General features: G+C 68.7%; 15 protein-coding genes. 8 read left to right on the forward strand and 7 right to left on the reverse strand.

What is annotated here, in order from left to right; all coding sequences use genetic code 11:
- The first annotated feature begins 45 nt into the window (after positions 1-45).
- The 3 genes from EHF44_RS22290 to EHF44_RS22300 all read left to right on the forward strand — a co-directional run bounded on the left by EHF44_RS22290 (position 46) and on the right by EHF44_RS22300 (position 3,271).
- A complete protein-coding gene (locus EHF44_RS22290) occupies positions 46-1,578 on the forward strand; it encodes a DNA-3-methyladenine glycosylase 2 family protein (protein ID WP_124685874.1) in 1,533 nt (510 codons plus the stop codon).
- Positions 1,575-2,111, forward strand: coding sequence for a methylated-DNA--[protein]-cysteine S-methyltransferase (locus tag EHF44_RS22295; RefSeq protein ID WP_124685875.1), 537 nt, complete (start codon positions 1,575-1,577; stop codon positions 2,109-2,111). The genes EHF44_RS22290 and EHF44_RS22295 overlap by 4 nt, the downstream gene beginning before the upstream one ends.
- Before the next feature lie 362 nt (positions 2,112-2,473).
- Positions 2,474-3,271: a flagellar brake protein gene (locus EHF44_RS22300; RefSeq protein WP_124685876.1), complete on the forward strand. Its 798-nt coding sequence runs from the start codon at positions 2,474-2,476 to the stop codon at positions 3,269-3,271.
- A gap of 28 nt (positions 3,272-3,299) precedes the next feature.
- Here EHF44_RS22300 and EHF44_RS22305 read toward each other — a convergent pair whose 3' ends face one another.
- Both EHF44_RS22305 and EHF44_RS22310 read right to left on the reverse strand, forming a co-directional pair.
- A complete protein-coding gene (locus EHF44_RS22305; protein WP_124685877.1) occupies positions 3,300-4,148 on the reverse strand; it encodes an IclR family transcriptional regulator domain-containing protein in 849 nt (282 codons plus the stop codon).
- Positions 4,149-4,374: 226 nt separating this feature from the next.
- Positions 4,375-6,720, reverse strand: a complete 2,346-nt coding sequence (locus tag EHF44_RS22310) for a patatin-like phospholipase family protein (RefSeq protein WP_253700162.1) — start codon at positions 6,718-6,720, stop codon at positions 4,375-4,377.
- Between the two features lie 217 nt (positions 6,721-6,937).
- Between EHF44_RS22310 and EHF44_RS22315 the strand changes: the two genes are divergently transcribed.
- Positions 6,938-7,135 carry an oxidoreductase-like domain-containing protein gene (locus tag EHF44_RS22315; RefSeq protein WP_253700164.1) on the forward strand — a complete coding sequence of 66 codons (198 nt, stop codon included), beginning with the start codon at positions 6,938-6,940 and terminating at the stop codon, positions 7,133-7,135.
- A complete protein-coding gene (locus EHF44_RS22320; RefSeq protein ID WP_124685878.1) occupies positions 7,132-8,004 on the forward strand; it encodes an NAD-dependent protein deacetylase in 873 nt (290 codons plus the stop codon). The genes EHF44_RS22315 and EHF44_RS22320 overlap by 4 nt, the downstream gene beginning before the upstream one ends.
- Here EHF44_RS22320 and EHF44_RS22325 read toward each other — a convergent pair.
- From EHF44_RS22325 to EHF44_RS22335, 3 genes are all read right to left on the reverse strand, one after another.
- Positions 7,979-8,569 (reverse strand): DUF1439 domain-containing protein, encoded by a 591-nt coding sequence (locus EHF44_RS22325; RefSeq protein ID WP_124685879.1) that lies wholly within the window; start codon positions 8,567-8,569, stop codon positions 7,979-7,981. The two genes, EHF44_RS22320 and EHF44_RS22325, sit on opposite strands and share 26 nt — an antisense overlap.
- 87 nt (positions 8,570-8,656) lie before the next feature.
- Positions 8,657-8,860, reverse strand: a complete 204-nt coding sequence (locus EHF44_RS22330; RefSeq protein WP_124685880.1) for a SlyX family protein — start codon at positions 8,858-8,860, stop codon at positions 8,657-8,659.
- A 70-nt stretch (positions 8,861-8,930) separates the two neighbouring features.
- Positions 8,931-9,356, reverse strand: a complete 426-nt coding sequence (locus EHF44_RS22335) for a VOC family protein (protein ID WP_124685881.1) — start codon at positions 9,354-9,356, stop codon at positions 8,931-8,933.
- A 266-nt stretch (positions 9,357-9,622) separates the two neighbouring features.
- On the opposite strand from EHF44_RS22335, the gene argG reads away from it, so the two are divergent.
- From argG to EHF44_RS22350, 3 genes are all read left to right on the forward strand, one after another.
- Complete coding sequence (argG, locus tag EHF44_RS22340; protein ID WP_124685882.1) at positions 9,623-10,948, forward strand: argininosuccinate synthase; 1,326 nt, start codon at positions 9,623-9,625, stop codon at positions 10,946-10,948.
- 160 nt (positions 10,949-11,108) lie between these two features.
- Positions 11,109-12,134, forward strand: a complete 1,026-nt coding sequence (locus EHF44_RS22345; RefSeq protein WP_124685883.1) for an aldo/keto reductase — start codon at positions 11,109-11,111, stop codon at positions 12,132-12,134.
- 301 nt (positions 12,135-12,435) lie between these two features.
- Positions 12,436-15,588 carry a transglycosylase domain-containing protein gene (locus EHF44_RS22350; RefSeq protein ID WP_172966157.1) on the forward strand — a complete coding sequence of 1,051 codons (3,153 nt, stop codon included), beginning with the start codon at positions 12,436-12,438 and terminating at the stop codon, positions 15,586-15,588.
- Here the strand turns inward: EHF44_RS22350 and EHF44_RS22355 are convergent.
- Both EHF44_RS22355 and fusA read right to left on the reverse strand, forming a co-directional pair.
- Positions 15,553-15,804 carry a GlsB/YeaQ/YmgE family stress response membrane protein gene (locus tag EHF44_RS22355; protein WP_124685885.1) on the reverse strand — a complete coding sequence of 84 codons (252 nt, stop codon included), beginning with the start codon at positions 15,802-15,804 and terminating at the stop codon, positions 15,553-15,555. The genes EHF44_RS22350 and EHF44_RS22355 overlap by 36 nt on opposite strands.
- A gap of 130 nt (positions 15,805-15,934) precedes the next feature.
- On the reverse strand, positions 15,935-18,043 hold the full coding sequence (fusA, locus tag EHF44_RS22360; RefSeq protein ID WP_124685886.1) for an elongation factor G: 2,109 nt from the start codon (positions 18,041-18,043) through the stop codon (positions 15,935-15,937).
- Positions 18,044-18,059 lie beyond the last annotated feature (16 nt).

Here is an 18,059-nt window from a genome sequence, read left to right on the forward strand (position 1 = left end):
GATTCCAGCGTATTCGATCGGCGGCAAAGGCGTAGGATGCAGGCCATGGAACTCGATCCCGACACCTGCTACAAGGCCGTGGCCTCGCACGACCGCCGTTTCGACGGACGCTTCTTCGTGGGCGTGTCGTCCACCGGCGTGTATTGCCGGCCGGTCTGCGCGGTGCGCACGCCCAAGCGCGAGAACTGCACGTTCTACGAATCGGCGGCCGCCGCCGAGAAGCACGGCTTCCGGCCCTGCCTGCGCTGCCGGCCCGAACTGGCGCCCGGCCATGGGCTGGCCGACATGTCCGGCCGGCTCGCGCAGGCGGCGGCCACGCTGATCGACGAAGGATTCATGACCGGCGCCGGCGTGGCGCAGTTGGCCGCGCGCATCGGCGTGACCGAGCGCCACCTGCGGCGGCTGTTCGATACCGCATTCGGCGTGTCCGTCCACGAATACGCGCAAACCCAGAAGCTGCTGCTGGCCAAGCGCCTGCTGACGGACACGGGCCTGCCCGTGACGCAGGTGGCGCTGGCGGCCGGCTTTGGCAGCGTGCGGCGTTTTCATGACGTGCTCAAGGAACGATACGGGCTGACGCCGCTGGCAATGCGGCGCCGCGCTGCGGATGGCATGGCCGACCGGCTGGTGTTCGAGCTGGGCTACCGGCCGCCGCTGGCGTGGGCCGAAATGCTGGGATTCCTGGCCGTGCGGGCGGTCGATGGCGTGGACGTGGTGCACGGCGGCGTGCATGTCCGGACCATCGCGGTCGAGGCCGGCGGCCATCGCCATCTGGGATGGGTGCGGCTGGAACACGTGCCGCGGCGGTCGGTGGTGCGCGTGACGTTGGCCGCCACGCTGGCGCATGTCATTCCGCAGGCATTGGGCAAGGTGCGGCGGCTGTGCGACCTCGGTTGCCGGCCCGATATCGTCGATGCCCACCTGGGCGAGCTGGCCGCGCAGACGCCCGGCATGCGGCTGCCGGGCACGTTCGACGGGCTGGAGATCGCGGTGCGGGCCATCATCGGCCAGGTGATCTCGGTGGTGCAGGCCCGGCGCATCCTGGCCCGGCTGGTCCGCATCGCCGGTACGCCGCTGCCCGATGCCGCACTGGCCGGGCTGGCGCAGCAGGCCGGGCACGCGCCACTGAGCCACGTTTTCCCGGACGCCCACGCGCTGGCCGCGCTGCCCGATGCCGATTACCAGGCGGCTGGCGTGCCGCTGGGCAAGGTGCGCAGCATTCGTGCGCTGGCGCGGCAGGTGGCCGCCGGCGAGATCCGGCTGGACCCGCACGCGGCGCCCGACGATACCGTGGCGCAGCTACGTGCCATCGACGGCATCGGCGACTGGACGGCCCAGTACGTGGCCATGCGCGCGCTGGGTTGGCCCGATGCGTTCCCCGCCACCGACTACGCGCTGCGCAAGGTGCTAGGCGTGAGCACGGTGCGCGCGATGCACGCGGCGACGTCGCAGTGGGCGCCCTGGCGGGCCTATGCGGCGATCCACCTCTGGCACCGCTACGAGGCCGCCAAGGCGGCGCCGGGCGAGCCGGAAAGCCACTCCGAAAGTCATTCCGAAAACGAGGAAGAGACAGCATGAACAGCTATCAGATCATCGACAGCCCGCTGGGCGACATCCTGCTGCGGGCCCAGGACGGCCAGTTGACCGGCGTGTTCTTTGCCGGGCAGAAATACTATCCGGCGCAGGCGCGCGTGGCCGCCGTGGACAGCCGCGCCGACGCGCGCACGCTGGCGCTGGCCGCCGACGAGCTGCGGGCCTACTTCGACGGCAGCCTGCAGGCGTTCACGGTGCCGCTGCGCTTTGCCGGCAGCCCGTTCCAGCAGCGGATCTGGCAGGCGTTGCGCGACGTGGGATTTGGCGAAACGTCGACGTACGGGCAACTGGCGGCCGGCATCGGGCTGCCACCGAGCCATTCGCGGGCGGTGGGCGGCGCGGTGGGGCGCAATCCGCTGTCGGTCATCGTGCCGTGCCACCGCATCCTGGGCGCCTCGGGGGCCCTGACCGGCTACGCGGGCGGCGTCGATCGCAAGCGGGCGCTGCTGGATCTGGAAGGCGTGCTGCCGCTAGTGGCCGCCCGGGCCGCGGCCGTCCGGCTGCCTGGTTTGTATTAGAGGTGCCGGGCCGGGCGCTTCCGGCCCGCGCTGCTTCCGCAGAAACGGGTACGCCGGCCCCCCGCCGGCTGGCCGGCCCGATGAAACAACTCCCGGCGCCCGATCCTGGTGCGCCGCAGCGAAATCGCCCGCAAACCCGCGCCCAGCCTGGCCGCCGCACCGCGCCGAAAGCGTAGCGGAAGCTACCCCACCGAAGTCGGTTCCTAAAGTTGCGTCGTATTTTGCCGAAGGCCATGGCATATGCTTGCGCCGCAGTAGGGGCGCGCTTACCATGCGGCGCTGGCGCGCCGCGCGCTGACAGAACCCATGCGTCGCCCGCCACGCGGGCTGCGGCGCAACCACTATTCGACGTAGCGTATTCCATGAGTCTCCAAGATCCCCGCGGGCCGCAGGCTGGCCAATCCTTCTCTCCGATGGAGGGCGAGCCCGACGACGAGCGGGGCTCGGCACAATCGGACGAGCGCTACCGGCTGACCCACAGCTCCCAGATCGGCACCGTGCTGCGCGACATGGCATGGCAGAAATGCCTGCTGAACGTGCGGTCGCGCGGCGGCTCGGAGATCGTGACGTCGATTCTCCACGTCGATCCGGCCAACAAGACCTTCATCTTCGACTGGTGCCGCGCCGACGGCGAGCGCCAGGCGCTGATGGGCTCCGACCAGAACGCGTTTTCCGGGCTGCTGCGCGGCGTGCCGGTCAACTTCGTGGTGGGCACCCCGGGCGCCACGCGCTTCGAGGGCGGCCCGGCGTTCATCGCCGACTTTCCGGAAAAGCTCTATCACTTCCAGCGCCGCCGCCATTTCCGGGCGCGCACGCTGCTGACCAAGGGCTACCGCTGCGAGGTGCAGTTGCCGGAGGCGGCCAGCAAGAGCACGCTGCAGCTCGATATCGCCGACTTGTCGCTGTCGGGCGTCGGCCTGCGGTCGCGTGCGGTGGGGGCGGACCAGCTGCCCGTGGGCACGGTCATCAAGAAATGCCGGCTCGATTTTGCCGAGCTGGGCCGGCTGGAGCTGGACATGCAGGTGGTGGGGCACTGGCTGGTGGGCTTCGACGACAACACCGTCCACCACTACGGCTGCGCCTTCCTGAATCCGGATGGCCGCATGGAAAACTTCCTGCAGCGGCTGGTGTTCCAGCTGGAACTGGCCCACCGCGGCTAAGGCAAGGGGGCCGGGCCCCCTGCCTGCTTCAACTTCCTACCAGCTTGCCGATTGCGGCGGCGGCCTCGCGCATCGGGGTCAGCAGCCGCGCCACCATCTCGCCTTCCGACACCTTGTTGGCCTTCACGCTCACGCTGATGGCGGCCACCACCATGCCCGTCTGCGACCGTACCGGCACGGCGATGGCGCGCAGGCCGGGCTCCAGTTCCTCGTCGATCAGCACGTAGTCCAGCTCCCGCGCGCGCTGGAACGCCGCTTCCAGCTCGGGCCGCGACACCTTGGTCAGCAGCGTGCGCGGCCGCAGCTCGGCGTGCTCGAAGAACGCCTCCAGCACCGCATCGGGCTGGTGGGCCAGCAGCAGCCGGCCGGTGGACGTGCAATAGGCCGGCAGTCGGCTGCCCATGCCCAGCGCGTGGGTCAGCACGCGCTGCACTTCGGAGCGCACGAGGTACAGGATGTCGATGCCGTCGAGAATGGCCAGCGCCGAGGTCTCGTGCACGCGGGCGCTCAGCGTGTCCAGGATCGGCTGGGCCGACGACACCAGCGCCGTCGACGAGAAATAGGCGTGCCCCAGGTGCAGCACGCGCGGCCGCAGCGCAAAGTGGCCGTCCTGCTGGCTCACGTAGCCGAGCTGTTCCAGCGTATAGAGGCAGCGTCGCACCGACGCGCGCGATAGCTGCGTGCGCTGCGCCACCTGCGAGATCGTCAACGGACGCTTGCGCTCGGAGAACGCCTCCAGCACCGTCAGGCCGCGCGCCAGCGACAGCATGAAGTTCGGGTCCCCGGCAAAGCTGTTCAGGATGTCGGCCGGCGGATGCGCGGCGCGGACGGTGTCGGCCTGGGCGGGCTTAAGGTGGATGGGATGGGGGGCGTCCATGGCAGGGGGCGAGGGGGCGATGCGATGTTCGATAATCGCGCATCTTACCGTCCCGGCCCGGGGATTGCCGCACTTCGGACAAAAAAATGTCGCCGGTGTACGGCGACTGGGCAAAGGGGGTGCCGGCCAGAAATGGAAAGCCGGCCGGCACCCTCAAGTATAGGGATCGGCACAACGGCGCCCATCCACCCGACGTGGGGTCTCGTACCCTTCACATGGCTGATGCCTAGGGTTTGCCGAGGAACAGGTAGAACGCATAGCGGCCGCCCGACGCGCGGCCGTAGGCCAGGTAGAGCGGGCCGATGGGGCTATCTACCCCCAGGAACGCCGACGCCGATTTCAGCAGCCCGGTGGGGCTGCCCGCCACCAGCGGCGCGCCGACGCGCCCGGCTTCCAGCGACGCCCCGGCGTAGACGCCTTCCAGCAGCGTCTGCTTGACGAGCTTGTTGTAGTACACCAGCCGCGCGAACTGCAGGTTGCCGCCGATCAGTTGCCCGGTGCTGAAGCCCGACTGCTGCAGGAAGCCGCCCCACTGGAACAGGTCGTAGCGCGGCAGGCCCGGGCCGCCCAGGTTGCTGCCGGCGCGCACGCCCATGCTGAGCGTATGGCGGCCGAACGAATAGGCGCCGGTGGCCGTGATCTCGCCCTTGGTGTAGGTATCGGTGGCACCCATCGCGGCCTGCGACGAGAACACGTTCAGCGTGCCGCCGTAGCCGAAGCGCGGGAAGTTGATGCTGTCGAGCTGGTCGAACAGCAGCCGGCCCGCGATGGCGCGGCGATCCACGTCGCCGCCGGTCGTGGGCGACAGCGTGGCGGGGCCCGTGGACAGCGACACGTTCTGGTGGCCGATCACCACGCCCAGCCGCGCCTCGCCGTACTTGGTGAACTGGCTGCCCACGTCGAAGGCGAAATCGGTGCGCCGCAGGTCGTACTCGGCGATCTTGTTGTTGCCGCTGAACACGTTGACGGGCCGGCGTTCCAGCTCGATGCGCGGCGCCACGAAAAATAGCTGGCGCGTGTCCAGCGGCTGGTAGAACTCGCTGACCAGGCTCGACGTCTGGCCGGCCTGCACGTCGTTGCGCCATTCGGCGCCCAGCGCGTTCAGCCAGGTGCGGCGGTAGCTGGCCAGCAGGTTGAAGTAGGCGTTGCCGCGAAAGTCCGAACTGAGGCCGAGCCCGAAGCGCAGGTAGTCGGGCCCGTAGGTCTTTTCGATGGCATCCACGCCCAGCACGCGCTTGCCGGGCTCTTCCAGGAAGCGGTAGTTGACGTGCTCGAAGTCGCCCGTGCCGAACAGGCGCCGCATGTCGCGGTCCAGCGTGGCCTGGGTGATCGGCTCGCCGGGCCGGGTTTCCATCGTGGCGGCGGCGAAGGCCGGGTTCACGCGGTCCAGCGGCGCGAAGCGGATCTCGTCGACGGGCCGCGGGTCTGGCGGCGGCAGCGCGCGCTGGGCCGTGCGCAGGGTCTCGTACTGGTCCGGCGGCAGCGCCAGCGCGGACAGCCGGTCGGCCACGCGGCGCGCGGCGGCCTCGCCGATCGGGATGGTCTTGGGCAGGTGGTTGAAGTCGCCGGCCGAGAAATCGCCGAGCGGGGGCTCGATCAAGATGTCGGTGGGCTTCAGCGACGCCAGCGACGTCCGCACGTTCTGCTCGGTCAGGATGTTGAGCATCTGGCCGGTCACGCCGATCAGCGACGTCAGCTCCTCGCGCTTCATCAGCGGCGTGCCCAGGTTGACCGCGATGACGACGTCGGCGCCCATCGCGCGCGCCACGTCGACGGGCAGGTTGTCGGTCAGGCCCCCATCGACCAGCAGCTTGCCCTGGTACTCGGTGGGCGCGACGGCGCCCGGCACCGACATGCTGGCGCGCATCACGTTGGCCAGTTCGCCCTCGCTGAAGACCACCGGCGTGCCGGCCACGAGGTCGGTGGCCACGGCGCGGTACGGAATCGGCAGCAGGTCGAAGTCGCGGTAGCCCGGCGCGTTGGCCAGTTGCCGCAGCACCGTTTCCAGCTGCACGCCCGAGACCACGCCCTTGGGCAGCAGCAGGCCGTCGCTGCGCACGCCGATCTCGGGCGTGACGAGGTTGGTGTGGTCCTCGATCTTGCGCCGGATCGCCAGGTCCTGCCGGGGCGGGCGTTCCTTGAACAGCGCGTCGGTGGTCAGGTCGGCCACGAGCTGTTCCATGGCCGGCGTGCTCATGCCGGTGGCATAGGCGCCGCCCACCAGCGAGCCCATGCTGGTCCCGGCGATGCAGTCCACCGGCACGCGCAGTTCTTCCAGCACCTTGAGCACGCCGATATGGGCCGCGCCGCGCGCCCCGCCGCCGGACAGGACCAGGCAGATGCGGGGCCGGCCCTCGGGGTGAGGCGGCAGCGTGCGCGGGGCGATGGGGGTGCGCGGATCGGCCGGCTGCAGCACGGGCGGCGCGGTGGGCGCCGGGTCTGGCGGGGGCAGCAGCCGGCGGCCCGGCTCGGCTTCGGGCGGCGCGGCCATCGCGACGGCGCAGGCCAGCACGCCCGCCAGCGCCGTGGCGGATCGATGCAATGCGGAAATAACGCGCGTGGCAGTGACCATGGCAAGAGGCAGTCCGCCGGACCGGCGTGGCGCCCACACTATCAGCAAGCCCCCAGGGCGGGACGGCACCCCGAAACAATTCAATACCGGTACGGTTTCCTGCATATCAGGGATTGACGCCGCCGGCATTGGACCAAAGACCCTGATCGCGGTGGTCGATCCCGAAACGGCGGGCGGCATATACTGGCGCGGTCCTGTCTTCCTGCCTCGCATTGCCGTGTCCGCCGCCGAATCGTTCCCGTTGCCCGATGACCCCAAGCCGCTGCCGCCCGACCGCCCCGGCGACAACGAGTGCTGCCAGAGCGGCTGCGATCCGTGCGTGTTCGACTTCTACAACGACGAGATGGACCGCTATCGCCAGGAGCTGAAGGCGTGGGAAGCCCGCCAGGCCGGGCGCGTGAAGGTGGACCCGTGAGCGATGGCGCGGCCGACGCGCTGGCCGGCTTTGTCGGCCAGCATCCGCGGCTGTTCGTGCTGACCGGCGCCGGTATCAGCACCGATTCGGGCATCCCTGGCTACCGTGACGAGCAGGGCCGCTGGCAGCGGTCCGCGCCGATGACGATCACCGCGTTCCTGAGCGGCCCGGCCGCGCGCCAGCGCTACTGGGCGCGCAGCATGGTGGGCTGGCCCGTGGCCGATGCCGCGCAGCCGAACGTCAGCCACCGGGTGGTGGCGAGGCTGGGGGATGCGGGGCAGGTGGCGGGGCTGGTGACGCAGAATGTCGACGGCCTGCACCAGCGCGCCGGCAGCCGCGACGTGATCGAGCTGCATGGCAGCATCGGCCACGTGATCTGCCTGTCGTGCGCCACGCGCTATCCGCGCGCCGAGATCCAGCGGCGGCTCTGGCGTCTGAATCCGGCCTTCCGCGATGTGTCGGCGCTGCCGGCTGCCGATGGCGACGCGCACCTCGAATCGCCGCTGTTCGACGACTTTGCCGTGCCCGACTGCGAGCGCTGCGGCGGCGTGCTCAAGCCCGACGTGGTGTTCTTTGGCGAATCGGTGCCGCGCGAGCGCGTGGATGCCGGCCGGGCGGCGCTGGGCGCGGCCGACGCGATGCTGGTCATCGGGTCGTCGCTGACGGTGTTTTCGGGCTACCGGTTCTGCCTGTGGGCCGCCGAGCGCGGCGTGCCGATCGCGGCGCTCAACCTGGGCACCACGCGCGCCGACCCGCTGCTGGCGCTGAAGCTGTCGGCGCCCATCGGACCGACGCTGGCGGCGCTGGCCAGGTCGCTCGGGCTCGATGCCGCCGGGGACGCCGCTACTTCAGGTCCAGCTTCACGCTGATGCCGTCCGGCGTCACGGTGATGGCGCCGGGCTGCACCTCGCGGCCGTTGAAGCGCAGTTCCTCGGGCTTGAACGTGTGCAGCGGGTAATCCTTCAGCAACTGCTCGGCCACCACGGCGCCGATGGCCTTGAGCTGCTGCGTGTACTGGCTCATGCCCTGGACCTGCACGTCCTGCACGGTCGGGTTGTCGAGCAGCACGGCGCGCTGCGTGGCGTCGTACTTCACGCCGCTGTTGAGCGACATCGTGCCGTTGACGGGCGGGGAGGGCAGGATCGTGTTGGTCACCGCCGCATCCATCTGCGTGGTCACGCGGTTGGTCGCGCCATCCAGCACCAGCCGGGGATGCGAAAGCTGCACGCTGACCAGTTCGCCATAGCGCAGCGTGGTGGGAAAGCGCTGGTCCACGGCGCGCTGGAGCTCGGCCTTGCTGAACGTGTACTCGCCGGTCCAGACGTTGTAGCCGGCATGGACCGCGCCGATGGTGGCGAACGCCAGCGCGGCGGCCAGGGCATGGCGGGTGCGTCGGGTGCGTCGGGTGCGGAGGCGGGGCGGGGTCACGGGCATCGGGGGCGAACGGGACGAATCCGGAGTGGGGATAGCCGGTGTGACCCGGCCCCGGCCGCGAACGTTCCGGAATGTGATGCCGGCGTATCAGTAATGCGGCGGGATCTCGTGCTGCGGGTGACTTTCGGACGCGGTTGGCGCGGCGGCGCGCACCTGCTGGTAGAGCACGCGGAACTGGGCCTGCATCAGGTCGATCTGCTGCTGCTGGCGCGCGACGGTCAGGTTCAGCGTCTCGATCAGGTCCTCCTGAAAGGCGACCTTGACTTCGAGATCGGTCAGGCGGGATTCCATGGGCGATTCTCCGGTTGGCCGCGCATTGTACGGGATGCGGCCAACCGGGCGGGGCCGGTGCCCCGGCCGCTTACGGCTTGTAGACCAGCACCATCCACGTGATGCCAAACTTGTCGGTGACCATGCCGAAGCGCTCGCTGAAGAAGGTGCGGTCGGCCGGCATCACGATCTTGCCGCCGGCGGCCAGCGCCTGCATCGTGCGGTCGACCTCGGCGCTGTCCGCGGCGTTGTAGGCCAGCGAGAAGCCCTTGAAATCGGTCTGGCCCTTGCACTCGCCGTCGGAGCCCATGACGATCGTGTCACCGATCTTGAGCGCCATATGCATCACTTTCTCGGCGTTCTCGGGGCGTGGCGTGCAGCCTTCGCCGGCTTCGGGCGGCGCATCCTTGAAGCGGATCAGGCCCTGCACCTCCGCGCCCAGCGCGGTCTTGTAGAACTCGGCCGCCTCTTCGGCGCGGCCGTCGAAAAACAGGTACGACTCGATCTTCGATGCCATCGAAACTCTCCTTGGGATGGGAGCCCGCGGCCGGACCGGGCGGCGGGCAGTGTGCCTGCGCGGCGTCTTGTGTACGCCGTCCACAATAGCCTAGTCGACGGCCCTGGCCATGTCCACATATATTTTCGGCGGGCCCGGGTTTGGCGCCGGGGCCGTGCCATGTCACAATTCACGGTTACGAGTTTCGGGCGCCGGACCGGCTCGCCGCATGCCCCGGGCACGCGGGGGCGCCCCAAGAGCCGACACATTCACCTGGTTTCCTGGCGATGACTACCATCCTGCAGCACATTCCTTCCGGCCAGCGCGTCGGAATCGCCTTCTCGGGCGGACTCGACACCAGCGCCGCGCTCCTCTGGATGCGCCAGAAGGGCGCCATTCCCTACGCCTACACCGCCAACCTGGGCCAGCCGGACGAGCCGGACTACGACGACATCCCGCGCCGCGCCAAGGCCTACGGCGCCGAGGAAGCCCGCCTGGTGGACTGCCGCGCCCAGCTCGTGGCCGAGGGCATCGCCGCGCTGCAGTGCGGTGCGTTCCATATCTCCACGGCCGGCGTGACGTACTTCAACACCACGCCGATCGGCCGCGCGGTGACCGGCACGATGCTGGTGGCCGCCATGAAGGAAGACGGCGTCAACATCTGGGGCGACGGCAGCACGTTCAAGGGCAACGACATCGAGCGCTTCTACCGCTACGGCCTGCTGACCAACCCGGGCCTGCAGATCTACAAGCCGTGGCTGGACCAGCAGTTCATCGACGAACTGGGCGGCCGGGCGGAAATGTCCGAGTTCATGCGCCAGAACGGCCATGACTACAAGATGTCGGCCGAAAAGGCGTACTCGACCGATTCGAACATGCTGGGCGCCACCCACGAGGCGAAGGACCTGGAGCACCTGGATTCGGGCATCCGCATCGTCCAGCCGATCATGGGCGTGCAGTTCTGGCGCGACGACGTGGAAGTGAAGCGCGAGGAAGTGACCGTGCGCTTCGAGGAAGGCCAGCCCGTGGCGCTGAACGGCAAGACGTTCGCCAACGCCGTGGACCTGTTCATGGAAGCCAACGCCATCGGCGGCCGCCACGGCCTGGGCATGAGCGACCAGATCGAGAACCGGATCATCGAGGCCAAGAGCCGCGGCATCTACGAGGCCCCGGGCCTGGCGCTGCTGTTCATCGCCTACGAGCGCCTGATCACCGGCATCCACAACGAGGACACCATCGAGCAGTACCGCGACAACGGCCGCCGCCTGGGCCGCCTGCTGTACCAGGGCCGCTGGTTCGACCCGCAGGCCATCATGCTGCGCGAGACCGCCCAGCGCTGGGTGGCCGGCGCCGTGACCGGCGAGGTGACGATCGAACTGCGCCGCGGCAATGACTACTCGATCCTGAACACCACGTCGCCGAACCTGACGTACAAGCCCGAGCGGCTGACGATGGAGAAGGGCGAGTCGATGTTCACGCCGCTGGACCGGATCGGCCAGCTCACGATGCGCACGCTGGACATCGTCGACACCCGCGAGAAGCTGCAGACCTACGCCAAGACCGGCCTGCTCTCCACGCAGACCAGCGCCGCGCTGCCGAAGCTCGAAGACTGAGCCCCCGGGGGCCATGGCACGAAAAACCGGCACGCTTCGCGCGTGCCGGTTTTTTTTACGCCCTGCACGCCGCGCCGCAACGGGGCACAATGCGCGATGCCGGCCGCCGCGCCGGCCTTTCCATTCCTGCTTCGGCTTCGTCAATCGGGGAACCACCGCCATGCCAGATTTCGCCATGCAATACCGCCGCCTGGGCGCCAGCAACCTGAACGTATCCACCCTGTGCCTTGGCACGATGATGTTCGGCGACCAGACCGACGAGGCCGAGGCGGCCCGCATCGTGGCCAGCGCCCGCGACCACGGCGTGAACTTCATCGACACGGCGGACGTGTACACCAAGGGCGCGTCCGAATCGATGGTCGGCCGGCTGCTGCAGGCAAGCCGGCACGACTGGGTGCTGGCGACGAAGCTCGGCAACGCCATGGGCAGCGGCCCGAATCAGCAGAACTATTCCCGTAGCTGGATCATGCGCGAGGTGGAAGACAGCCTGCGCCGGCTGGCGACCGACTATGTCGACGTGCTGTACCTGCACCGCGACTTTGCCGGCGCCAACCTGGAAGAGCCGGTGCGCGCGATGGGCGACCTGATCCGGGCCGGCAAGATCCGCTACTGGGCCGTGTCGAATTTCCGCGGCTGGCGCATCGCCGAGATCGCGGCGCTGTGCGACAGGCTGGGCGTGCCCCGCCCGGTGGCCTGCCAGCCGTACTACAACCTGCTGAACCGCATGCCCGAAGTGGAAATCCTGCCCGCGTGCCAGCATTTCGGCCTGGGCGTGGTGCCCTACAGTCCCATCGCGCGCGGCGTGCTGACCGGCAAGTACCTGCCCGGCCAGGCGCCGCAGGCCGACTCCCGCGCCGGCCGCGCCGACAAGCGCATGATGGAGACCGAATTCCGCGAGGAGTCGCTGGTCATCGCCCAGAAGCTGAAGGCCCATGCCGAAAGCCGCGGGCTGACGCCGGGCCAGTTTGCCACTGCCTGGGTGCTGGCCAATCCGATCATCAGCTCGGTGATCGCCGGCCCGCGCACGCTGGCGCAGTTCGAGGACTATTTTGGTGCAGTCGGTGCCGCCGTCTCGGCGCAGGAAGAGGCGATGGTCGATGCGCTGGTGCCGCGCGGTCATGCATCGACGCACGGCTACAACGATCCGAACTACCCGTTCGGTGGCCGGCCGGTGAGCGCCGCCTGATTCCGGGCGCCTGCCACAGGTAGGAATGACAACGGCAGCCGGGCTTTCCCCACTGGAAATACAGCGGGGAGTGATGCCCAAGCTGCCTGTTGCGCGGCTCGCACGCAGGGCCGTTTGAATACGTGCGCGGACCCACTTCCGTCGCACATTCCCCAGCCGATCCGCGTAATATAAAAGCACGCGATGGCCTTTGGATGAGGGCCGTCAGGCGCAGGCTTTGAGCCGGCGATGCCTGCCGAAACGGCAGGCCCGGCGCAACCGGATGCGAATCGTGTCACGTCGTGGCTGGATCCTCGCTGGGATGGCGGTCGCCGTATGCGGCGGCGCGTACATTGTCGTGAGCCTCGTCACGCACGAGGCGCGTACCTCCCAATGGCAGGCTCGCTACATGAGCCGGCTGGGCAAGTCGTTGACGTACGAAATCCTGCCCGGGCCGAGCGACAGCATCCGCTATCCCCATTCCGGCCCCTACGACCTGCGGCTCGGCTATGAACGGCTGGGCGAATTCGGCGAGCGGCTGCTGCGGCAGGGCTATGTCACCACCGCGCAGTCGCGCATGTCGTATGACATGGTGCGGCTGATGGACCAGGGCATCTTTCCGCCGTACCGCGAGAAGACGCAGGCCGGGCTGGTGATCCGCGACTGCAACGCGCTGACGATGTCCCTCGACCGCTATCCGCAGCGGCAGTACGACAACTTCGACGCCATTCCCAAGGTGCTGGTCTCGTCGCTGTTGTTTGTCGAGAACCAGAACCTGCTCAATCCCGAATACCCGATGATGAACCCGGCGCTGGACTGGCGCCGGTTCTCGCGCGCGGTGATGGACCAGGGCATCCGGCTGGTGGATCGCGGCCACGGCGCGCCGGGCGGCAGCACGCTGGCCACGCAGATCGAGAAATACCGCCATTCGCCCGAGGGCAAGACGCAGTCGATCGCCGACAAGCTGCGGCAGATGACCTCCGCTTCACTGCGCGCCTACCGCGACGGCCCGGACACCCAGCGCGCGCGCGAGAACATCGTGGTGGACTACGTCAACACGGTGCCGATGTCGGCGCGCGCCGGCCACGGCGAGATCGAGGGCCTGGGCGACGCCATGTTCGTCTGGTACGGCGAGGATTTCGCGGAGGTCAACCAGTTGCTGCGCGAGATGGATCCGCGCCGGCCGTCGCCGCGCGCCGCCCAGGCGTACAAGCGCGCGCTGTCGCTGATCATCTCGCAGCGCCGGCCGTCGTACCACCTGCGCCGCGACGACACCAACCTGGACGCCCTGACCGGCAGCTACCTGCGGCTGCTGGCCGCGTCGAACGTCATCACGGCCGAGCTGCGCGACGCGGCGCTGGAACAGTCGCTGGACAAGGCGGCGCCGCCGCAGCGGCCCGCGCCCGAGCCGTGGGTCACGCGCAAGGCCGTGAATCAGGTGCGAAACGACGTGCAGCACATGCTGGGCGTGGAAAGCCGCTACGACCTGGACCGGCTGGACCTGACCGTCGACAGCACCATCAACCGCGAGGCGCAGCGGCTGGTGACGCAGACGCTGCAGCGCATCCGCAACAAGGACGACGCCCGGCAGATGGGCCTGTACGGCAAGAACCTGCTGCGCGACGGCGACGACCCGTCGAAGCTCGTGGCCAGCCTGACGCTGTTCGAGCGCGTGGGCAACGCCAGCGTGGTACGCGTGCAGGCGGACAACGTCGACCAGCCGTTCGACATCAACAGCGGGGCGCGCCTGAACCTGGGCTCGACGGCCAAGCTGCGCACGCTGGTCACGTACCTGGAAGTCATCGACGAGATCGCCGACCGCTACCGCGGCATGAGCGTGGCCGAGCTGAAGGCCATCGATGTGCCGCGCCAGGACGCGCTGACGCGCTGGACGGTGGACTATCTGATGAAGGCGAAGACGCCCGCCGAACGCTCGCGCCAGGCCGTGCTGGAAGCGGCGATGGAGCGCAAGTACTCGGGCAACGCCGGCGAGGCGTTCTTCACGGGCGGCGGCATGCAGGCGTTCACCAACTTCGAGAAATGGGAGGGCGAGCGCCAGATGACGGTGCGGGTGGCCTTCCAGCACTCGGTCAACCTGGTCTTCATCCGCATGATGCGCGACATCGTGCGCTACCAGGTCTGGCAGGAACACCCCGACGCCGCCACGCTGTTCGAAGACCGCGACTCGCCGCGCCGGCGTGCCTACCTGGAGCAGTTTGCCGACGAGGAAGGCTCGTCGTTCATGACGGCGTTCTGGCAGCGGTATCGCGGCAAGACCAACGACGAGCGGCTCAAGGTGCTGCTAGACCGCGTGAAGCTGCCCACGCCGCGCCTGGCGGCCGTGCGGCTGTCGGTGACGCTGCTCAGCGTGCGGCCCGATACCGATTACGACACCTTCGCCCGAACGCTGCGCGAGCGGCTGCCAAAGAAGTTCCAGCCGTCCGAGGAAGACCTGCAGGCGCTCTTCGTCAAATACGGCCACGATAAATTCAACCTGAACGACCGCGGCTACCTGTCGCGCATCCACCCGCTGGAACTGTGGATGATGGAGTACCTGGGCAAGCATCCGGACGCCACGCTCAAGGAAATCCTCGACGCGAGCGAGCCGGACCGGCAGACCGTCTATGCCTGGCTGTTCAAGACGCGCAGCAAGCTCGGGCAGGACGCCCGCATCCGCACGCTGCTGGAGCGCGAGGCGTTCGAGAAGATCGCCATGCGCTGGCACCGGCTGGGCTACCCGTTCGAATCGCTGACGCCGTCGTATGCGACGGCCGTGGGCGCGTCCGGCGACCGGCCGGCGGCGCTGGCCGAGCTGGCCGGCATCATCCTCGGCAATGGCGTGGACGCCCAGCCGGCCGCGGTGCGCACGCTCGCGTTTGCCGGCCAGACGCCGTACGCCACCACTTACGGGCTGCGGCCGCAGCCGGGCAAGCCGCTGATCGCGCCCGAGATTGCCACGCTGGTGCGGCGGTCGATGCTCGACGTGGTGCAGGCCGGCACGGCCAAGTCGATCAACGGGGCGTTCGTGCCGGTGAACCGCAAGGGCCAGCCGCAGGGCGCGCCGCTGGCGGTGGGAGGCAAGACGGGCACGGGCGACCAGCGCTTCCAGACCTACGGGCCGGGCGGCCGGGTGATTTCGTCGCGGGCGGTGAACCGGTCCGCAACCTTCGTCTTCGTGATTGGCGAGCGCTACTTCGGCACCGTGACCGTGCACGTGCGCGAGCCGTATGCCGCGCGCTATGTGTTCACCAGCGCGCTAGCGGTGCGGGTGCTGCGGTCGCTGGCGCCGCAGATTTCGGCCATGGCCGCGCCGGGCAGCAACGATGCCACGCTGCTGCGCTGCCGCGACACCCAGGCCGCCCCGACGATGACCACGCTGCAACTGCCCGACGGCAGCCCGGCGCTGGACGGCCGCGCGGGCGGCGCGGCGGACGGCAACCTAGCGTTTGCGCCGAACGGCGTCGTAGATAAATAGCAGGACCATCGCGCCCAGGATCGACGCAATCCAGCCGACCGCCTCGCCGGGCTGGTAGAAGCCCATCGCGCGGCCGACGTAGCCGGCCAGCAGCGCGCCCAGCACGCCCAGGAGGATCGTCATGATCCAGCCCATCTTGTCGTCGCCGGGCTTGATGGCCCGCGCCAGCAAGCCGACGATCAGGCCAACGAACACCGTACCGATAAATGCCATCATGATGCGCTCCTTCCGTGGTGAAACTGCGAAGAGGACCGCGGCACATCGTGCCACCGTCATGTGACTGGCGCGCGAATCGGCGCGGCGCGGCGTAACCGGTCTGCCGCGCCGCCCGCGTGCGCCGGGCCGGTCAGCCTGCCTTGCGCGACGTGATCACGGCCTCGGCGACATTGGCCGGGGCCTCCGCGTAGTGCTTGAACTCCATCGTGAAGGTGGCCCGGCCCTGCGTGAGCGACCGCAGCGACGTGGAATAGCCGAACATCGTCGCCAGCGGCACCTCGGCGCGCACGATCTTGCCGCCGCCGCCCGAGATGTCCTCCATGCCGTGCACGATGCCGCGCCGCGACGACAGGTCGCCCATCACGTTGCCGGTGAACTCCTCGGGCGTCTCCACCTCGACGGCCATCATCGGCTCCAGCAGCACCGGCTTGGCGCGGCGCATGCCTTCCTTGAACGCCATCGACCCGGCCATGCGGAACGCGTTCTCGTTCGAGTCCACGTCGTGGTACGACCCGAACACCAGCGTGGCCTTGACGTCCACCACCGGGTAGCCGGCCAGCACGCCGGACTCCAGCGTCTCGCGGATGCCCTTGTCCACGGCCGGGATGAACTCGCGCGGCACCACGCCGCCCTTGATGGCATCGACAAATTCGTAGCCGCCGCCCTGCTGCAGCGGCTCCAGGTTCAGCACCACGTGGCCGTACTGGCCGCGGCCGCCCGACTGCTTGACGAACTTGCCTTCCACGTCCTTGGCCGCCGACTTGATCGTCTCGCGGTAGGCCACCTGCGGCTTGCCGACCGAAGCCTCCACGCCGAACTCGCGCTTCATGCGGTCCACCAGGATCTCCAGGTGCAGCTCGCCCATGCCCGAGATGATGGTCTGGCCCGATTCCTCGTCGGTCGCCACGCGGAACGACGGGTCTTCCTGCGCCAGGCGGTTCAGCGCGATGCCCATCTTTTCCTGGTCGGCCTTGGTCTTCGGCTCCACGGCCTGCGAGATGACCGGCTCCGGGAACGTCATCCGTTCCAGGATGATGACCTTGTCGGGGTCGCACAGCGTGTCGCCGGTGGTGGCCTCTTTCAGGCCCACGGCGGCGGCGATGTCGCCGGCGCGCACTTCCTTGATCTCGTTGCGCACGTTGGCGTGCATCTGCAGGATGCGGCCCAGCCGCTCGCGCTTGGCCTTGACCGGGTTGTAGACCGTGTCGCCCGAATTGACCACGCCCGAGTAGACGCGGAAGAAGATCAGCTGGCCGACGAACGGGTCGGTCATGATCTTGAACGCCAGCGCCGAGAACGGCTCGTCGTCGCTCGGATGGCGCTCGGCTTCCTTGTCGTCCTCGGTGTGGCCCAGGATGGCGGGCACGTCCACCGGCGACGGCAGGTAATCGATCACGGCGTCCAGCATCGCCTGCACGCCCTTGTTCTTGAACGCGCTGCCGCAGAGCATCGGCACGATCTCGCCGGCCACGGTGCGCTTGCGCAGCGCGGCCTTGATCTCGTCCTCGCTCAGGGTCTCGCCGCTCAGGTATTTCTCAAGCAGCTCCTCGCTGGCCTCGGCCGCGGCCTCGATCATCTTGTCGTGCCATTCCTGGGCCAGGTCCCGGAGGTCGGCCGGAATGTCGGTGTACTCGAAATGCACGCCCTGGCTGGCGTCGTCCCAGACGATCGCCTGCATCTTGACCAGGTCCACCACGCCCAGGAAGTTGTCCTCGGCGCCCACCGGGATCTGGATCGGGATCGGATTTCCCTTCAGGCGGCTCTGGATCTGGTCGCGCACGCGCAGGAAGTCTGCGCCCACGCGGTCCATCTTGTTGACGAACGCGATGCGCGGCACCTTGTACTTGTTGGCCTGGCGCCAGACCGTCTCGGACTGCGGCTGCACGCCGCCCACGGCGTCGTAGACCATGCAGGCGCCGTCGAGCACGCGCATCGAGCGTTCCACCTCGATCGTGAAATCGACGTGGCCCGGCGTGTCGATGATGTTGATGCGGTGCTCGGGGTAGTTGTTGGCCATCCCCTTCCAGAACGCCGTGGTGGCGGCCGACGTGATGGTGATGCCGCGTTCCTGCTCCTGCTCCATCCAGTCCATGGTGGCCGCGCCGTCGTGCACCTCGCCCAGCTTGTGGTTCACGCCGGTGTAGAACAGGATGCGCTCGGTGGTGGTGGTCTTGCCGGCGTCGATATGGGCGCTGATGCCAATGTTGCGATAGCGCTCGATGGGGGTCTTGCGGGGCACGGTGTTTTCTCCTGTC

Source organism: Cupriavidus pauculus, assembly GCF_003854935.1.
GTDB classification, from domain to species: domain Bacteria; phylum Pseudomonadota; class Gammaproteobacteria; order Burkholderiales; family Burkholderiaceae; genus Cupriavidus; species Cupriavidus pauculus_C.

Coding starts and splice junctions, on each gene's coding strand:
- EHF44_RS22355 (WP_124685885.1), bottom strand. CDS start 15,804: ATGATGGCATTTATCGGTACGGTGTTCGTTGGCCTGATCGTCGGCTTG.
- EHF44_RS22350 (WP_172966157.1), top strand. CDS start 12,436: ATGGCGGTCGCCGTATGCGGCGGCGCGTACATTGTCGTGAGCCTCGTC.
- EHF44_RS22310 (WP_253700162.1), bottom strand. CDS start 6,720: ATGGTCACTGCCACGCGCGTTATTTCCGCATTGCATCGATCCGCCACG.
- EHF44_RS22330 (WP_124685880.1), bottom strand. CDS start 8,860: ATGGAATCCCGCCTGACCGATCTCGAAGTCAAGGTCGCCTTTCAGGAG.
- EHF44_RS22295 (WP_124685875.1), top strand. CDS start 1,575: ATGAACAGCTATCAGATCATCGACAGCCCGCTGGGCGACATCCTGCTG.
- EHF44_RS22325 (WP_124685879.1), bottom strand. CDS start 8,569: ATGCCCGTGACCCCGCCCCGCCTCCGCACCCGACGCACCCGACGCACC.
- EHF44_RS22290 (WP_124685874.1), top strand. CDS start 46: ATGGAACTCGATCCCGACACCTGCTACAAGGCCGTGGCCTCGCACGAC.
- EHF44_RS22335 (WP_124685881.1), bottom strand. CDS start 9,356: ATGGCATCGAAGATCGAGTCGTACCTGTTTTTCGACGGCCGCGCCGAA.
- EHF44_RS22305 (WP_124685877.1), bottom strand. CDS start 4,148: ATGGACGCCCCCCATCCCATCCACCTTAAGCCCGCCCAGGCCGACACC.
- EHF44_RS22345 (WP_124685883.1), top strand. CDS start 11,109: ATGCCAGATTTCGCCATGCAATACCGCCGCCTGGGCGCCAGCAACCTG.
- EHF44_RS22300 (WP_124685876.1), top strand. CDS start 2,474: ATGAGTCTCCAAGATCCCCGCGGGCCGCAGGCTGGCCAATCCTTCTCT.
- argG (WP_124685882.1), top strand. CDS start 9,623: ATGACTACCATCCTGCAGCACATTCCTTCCGGCCAGCGCGTCGGAATC.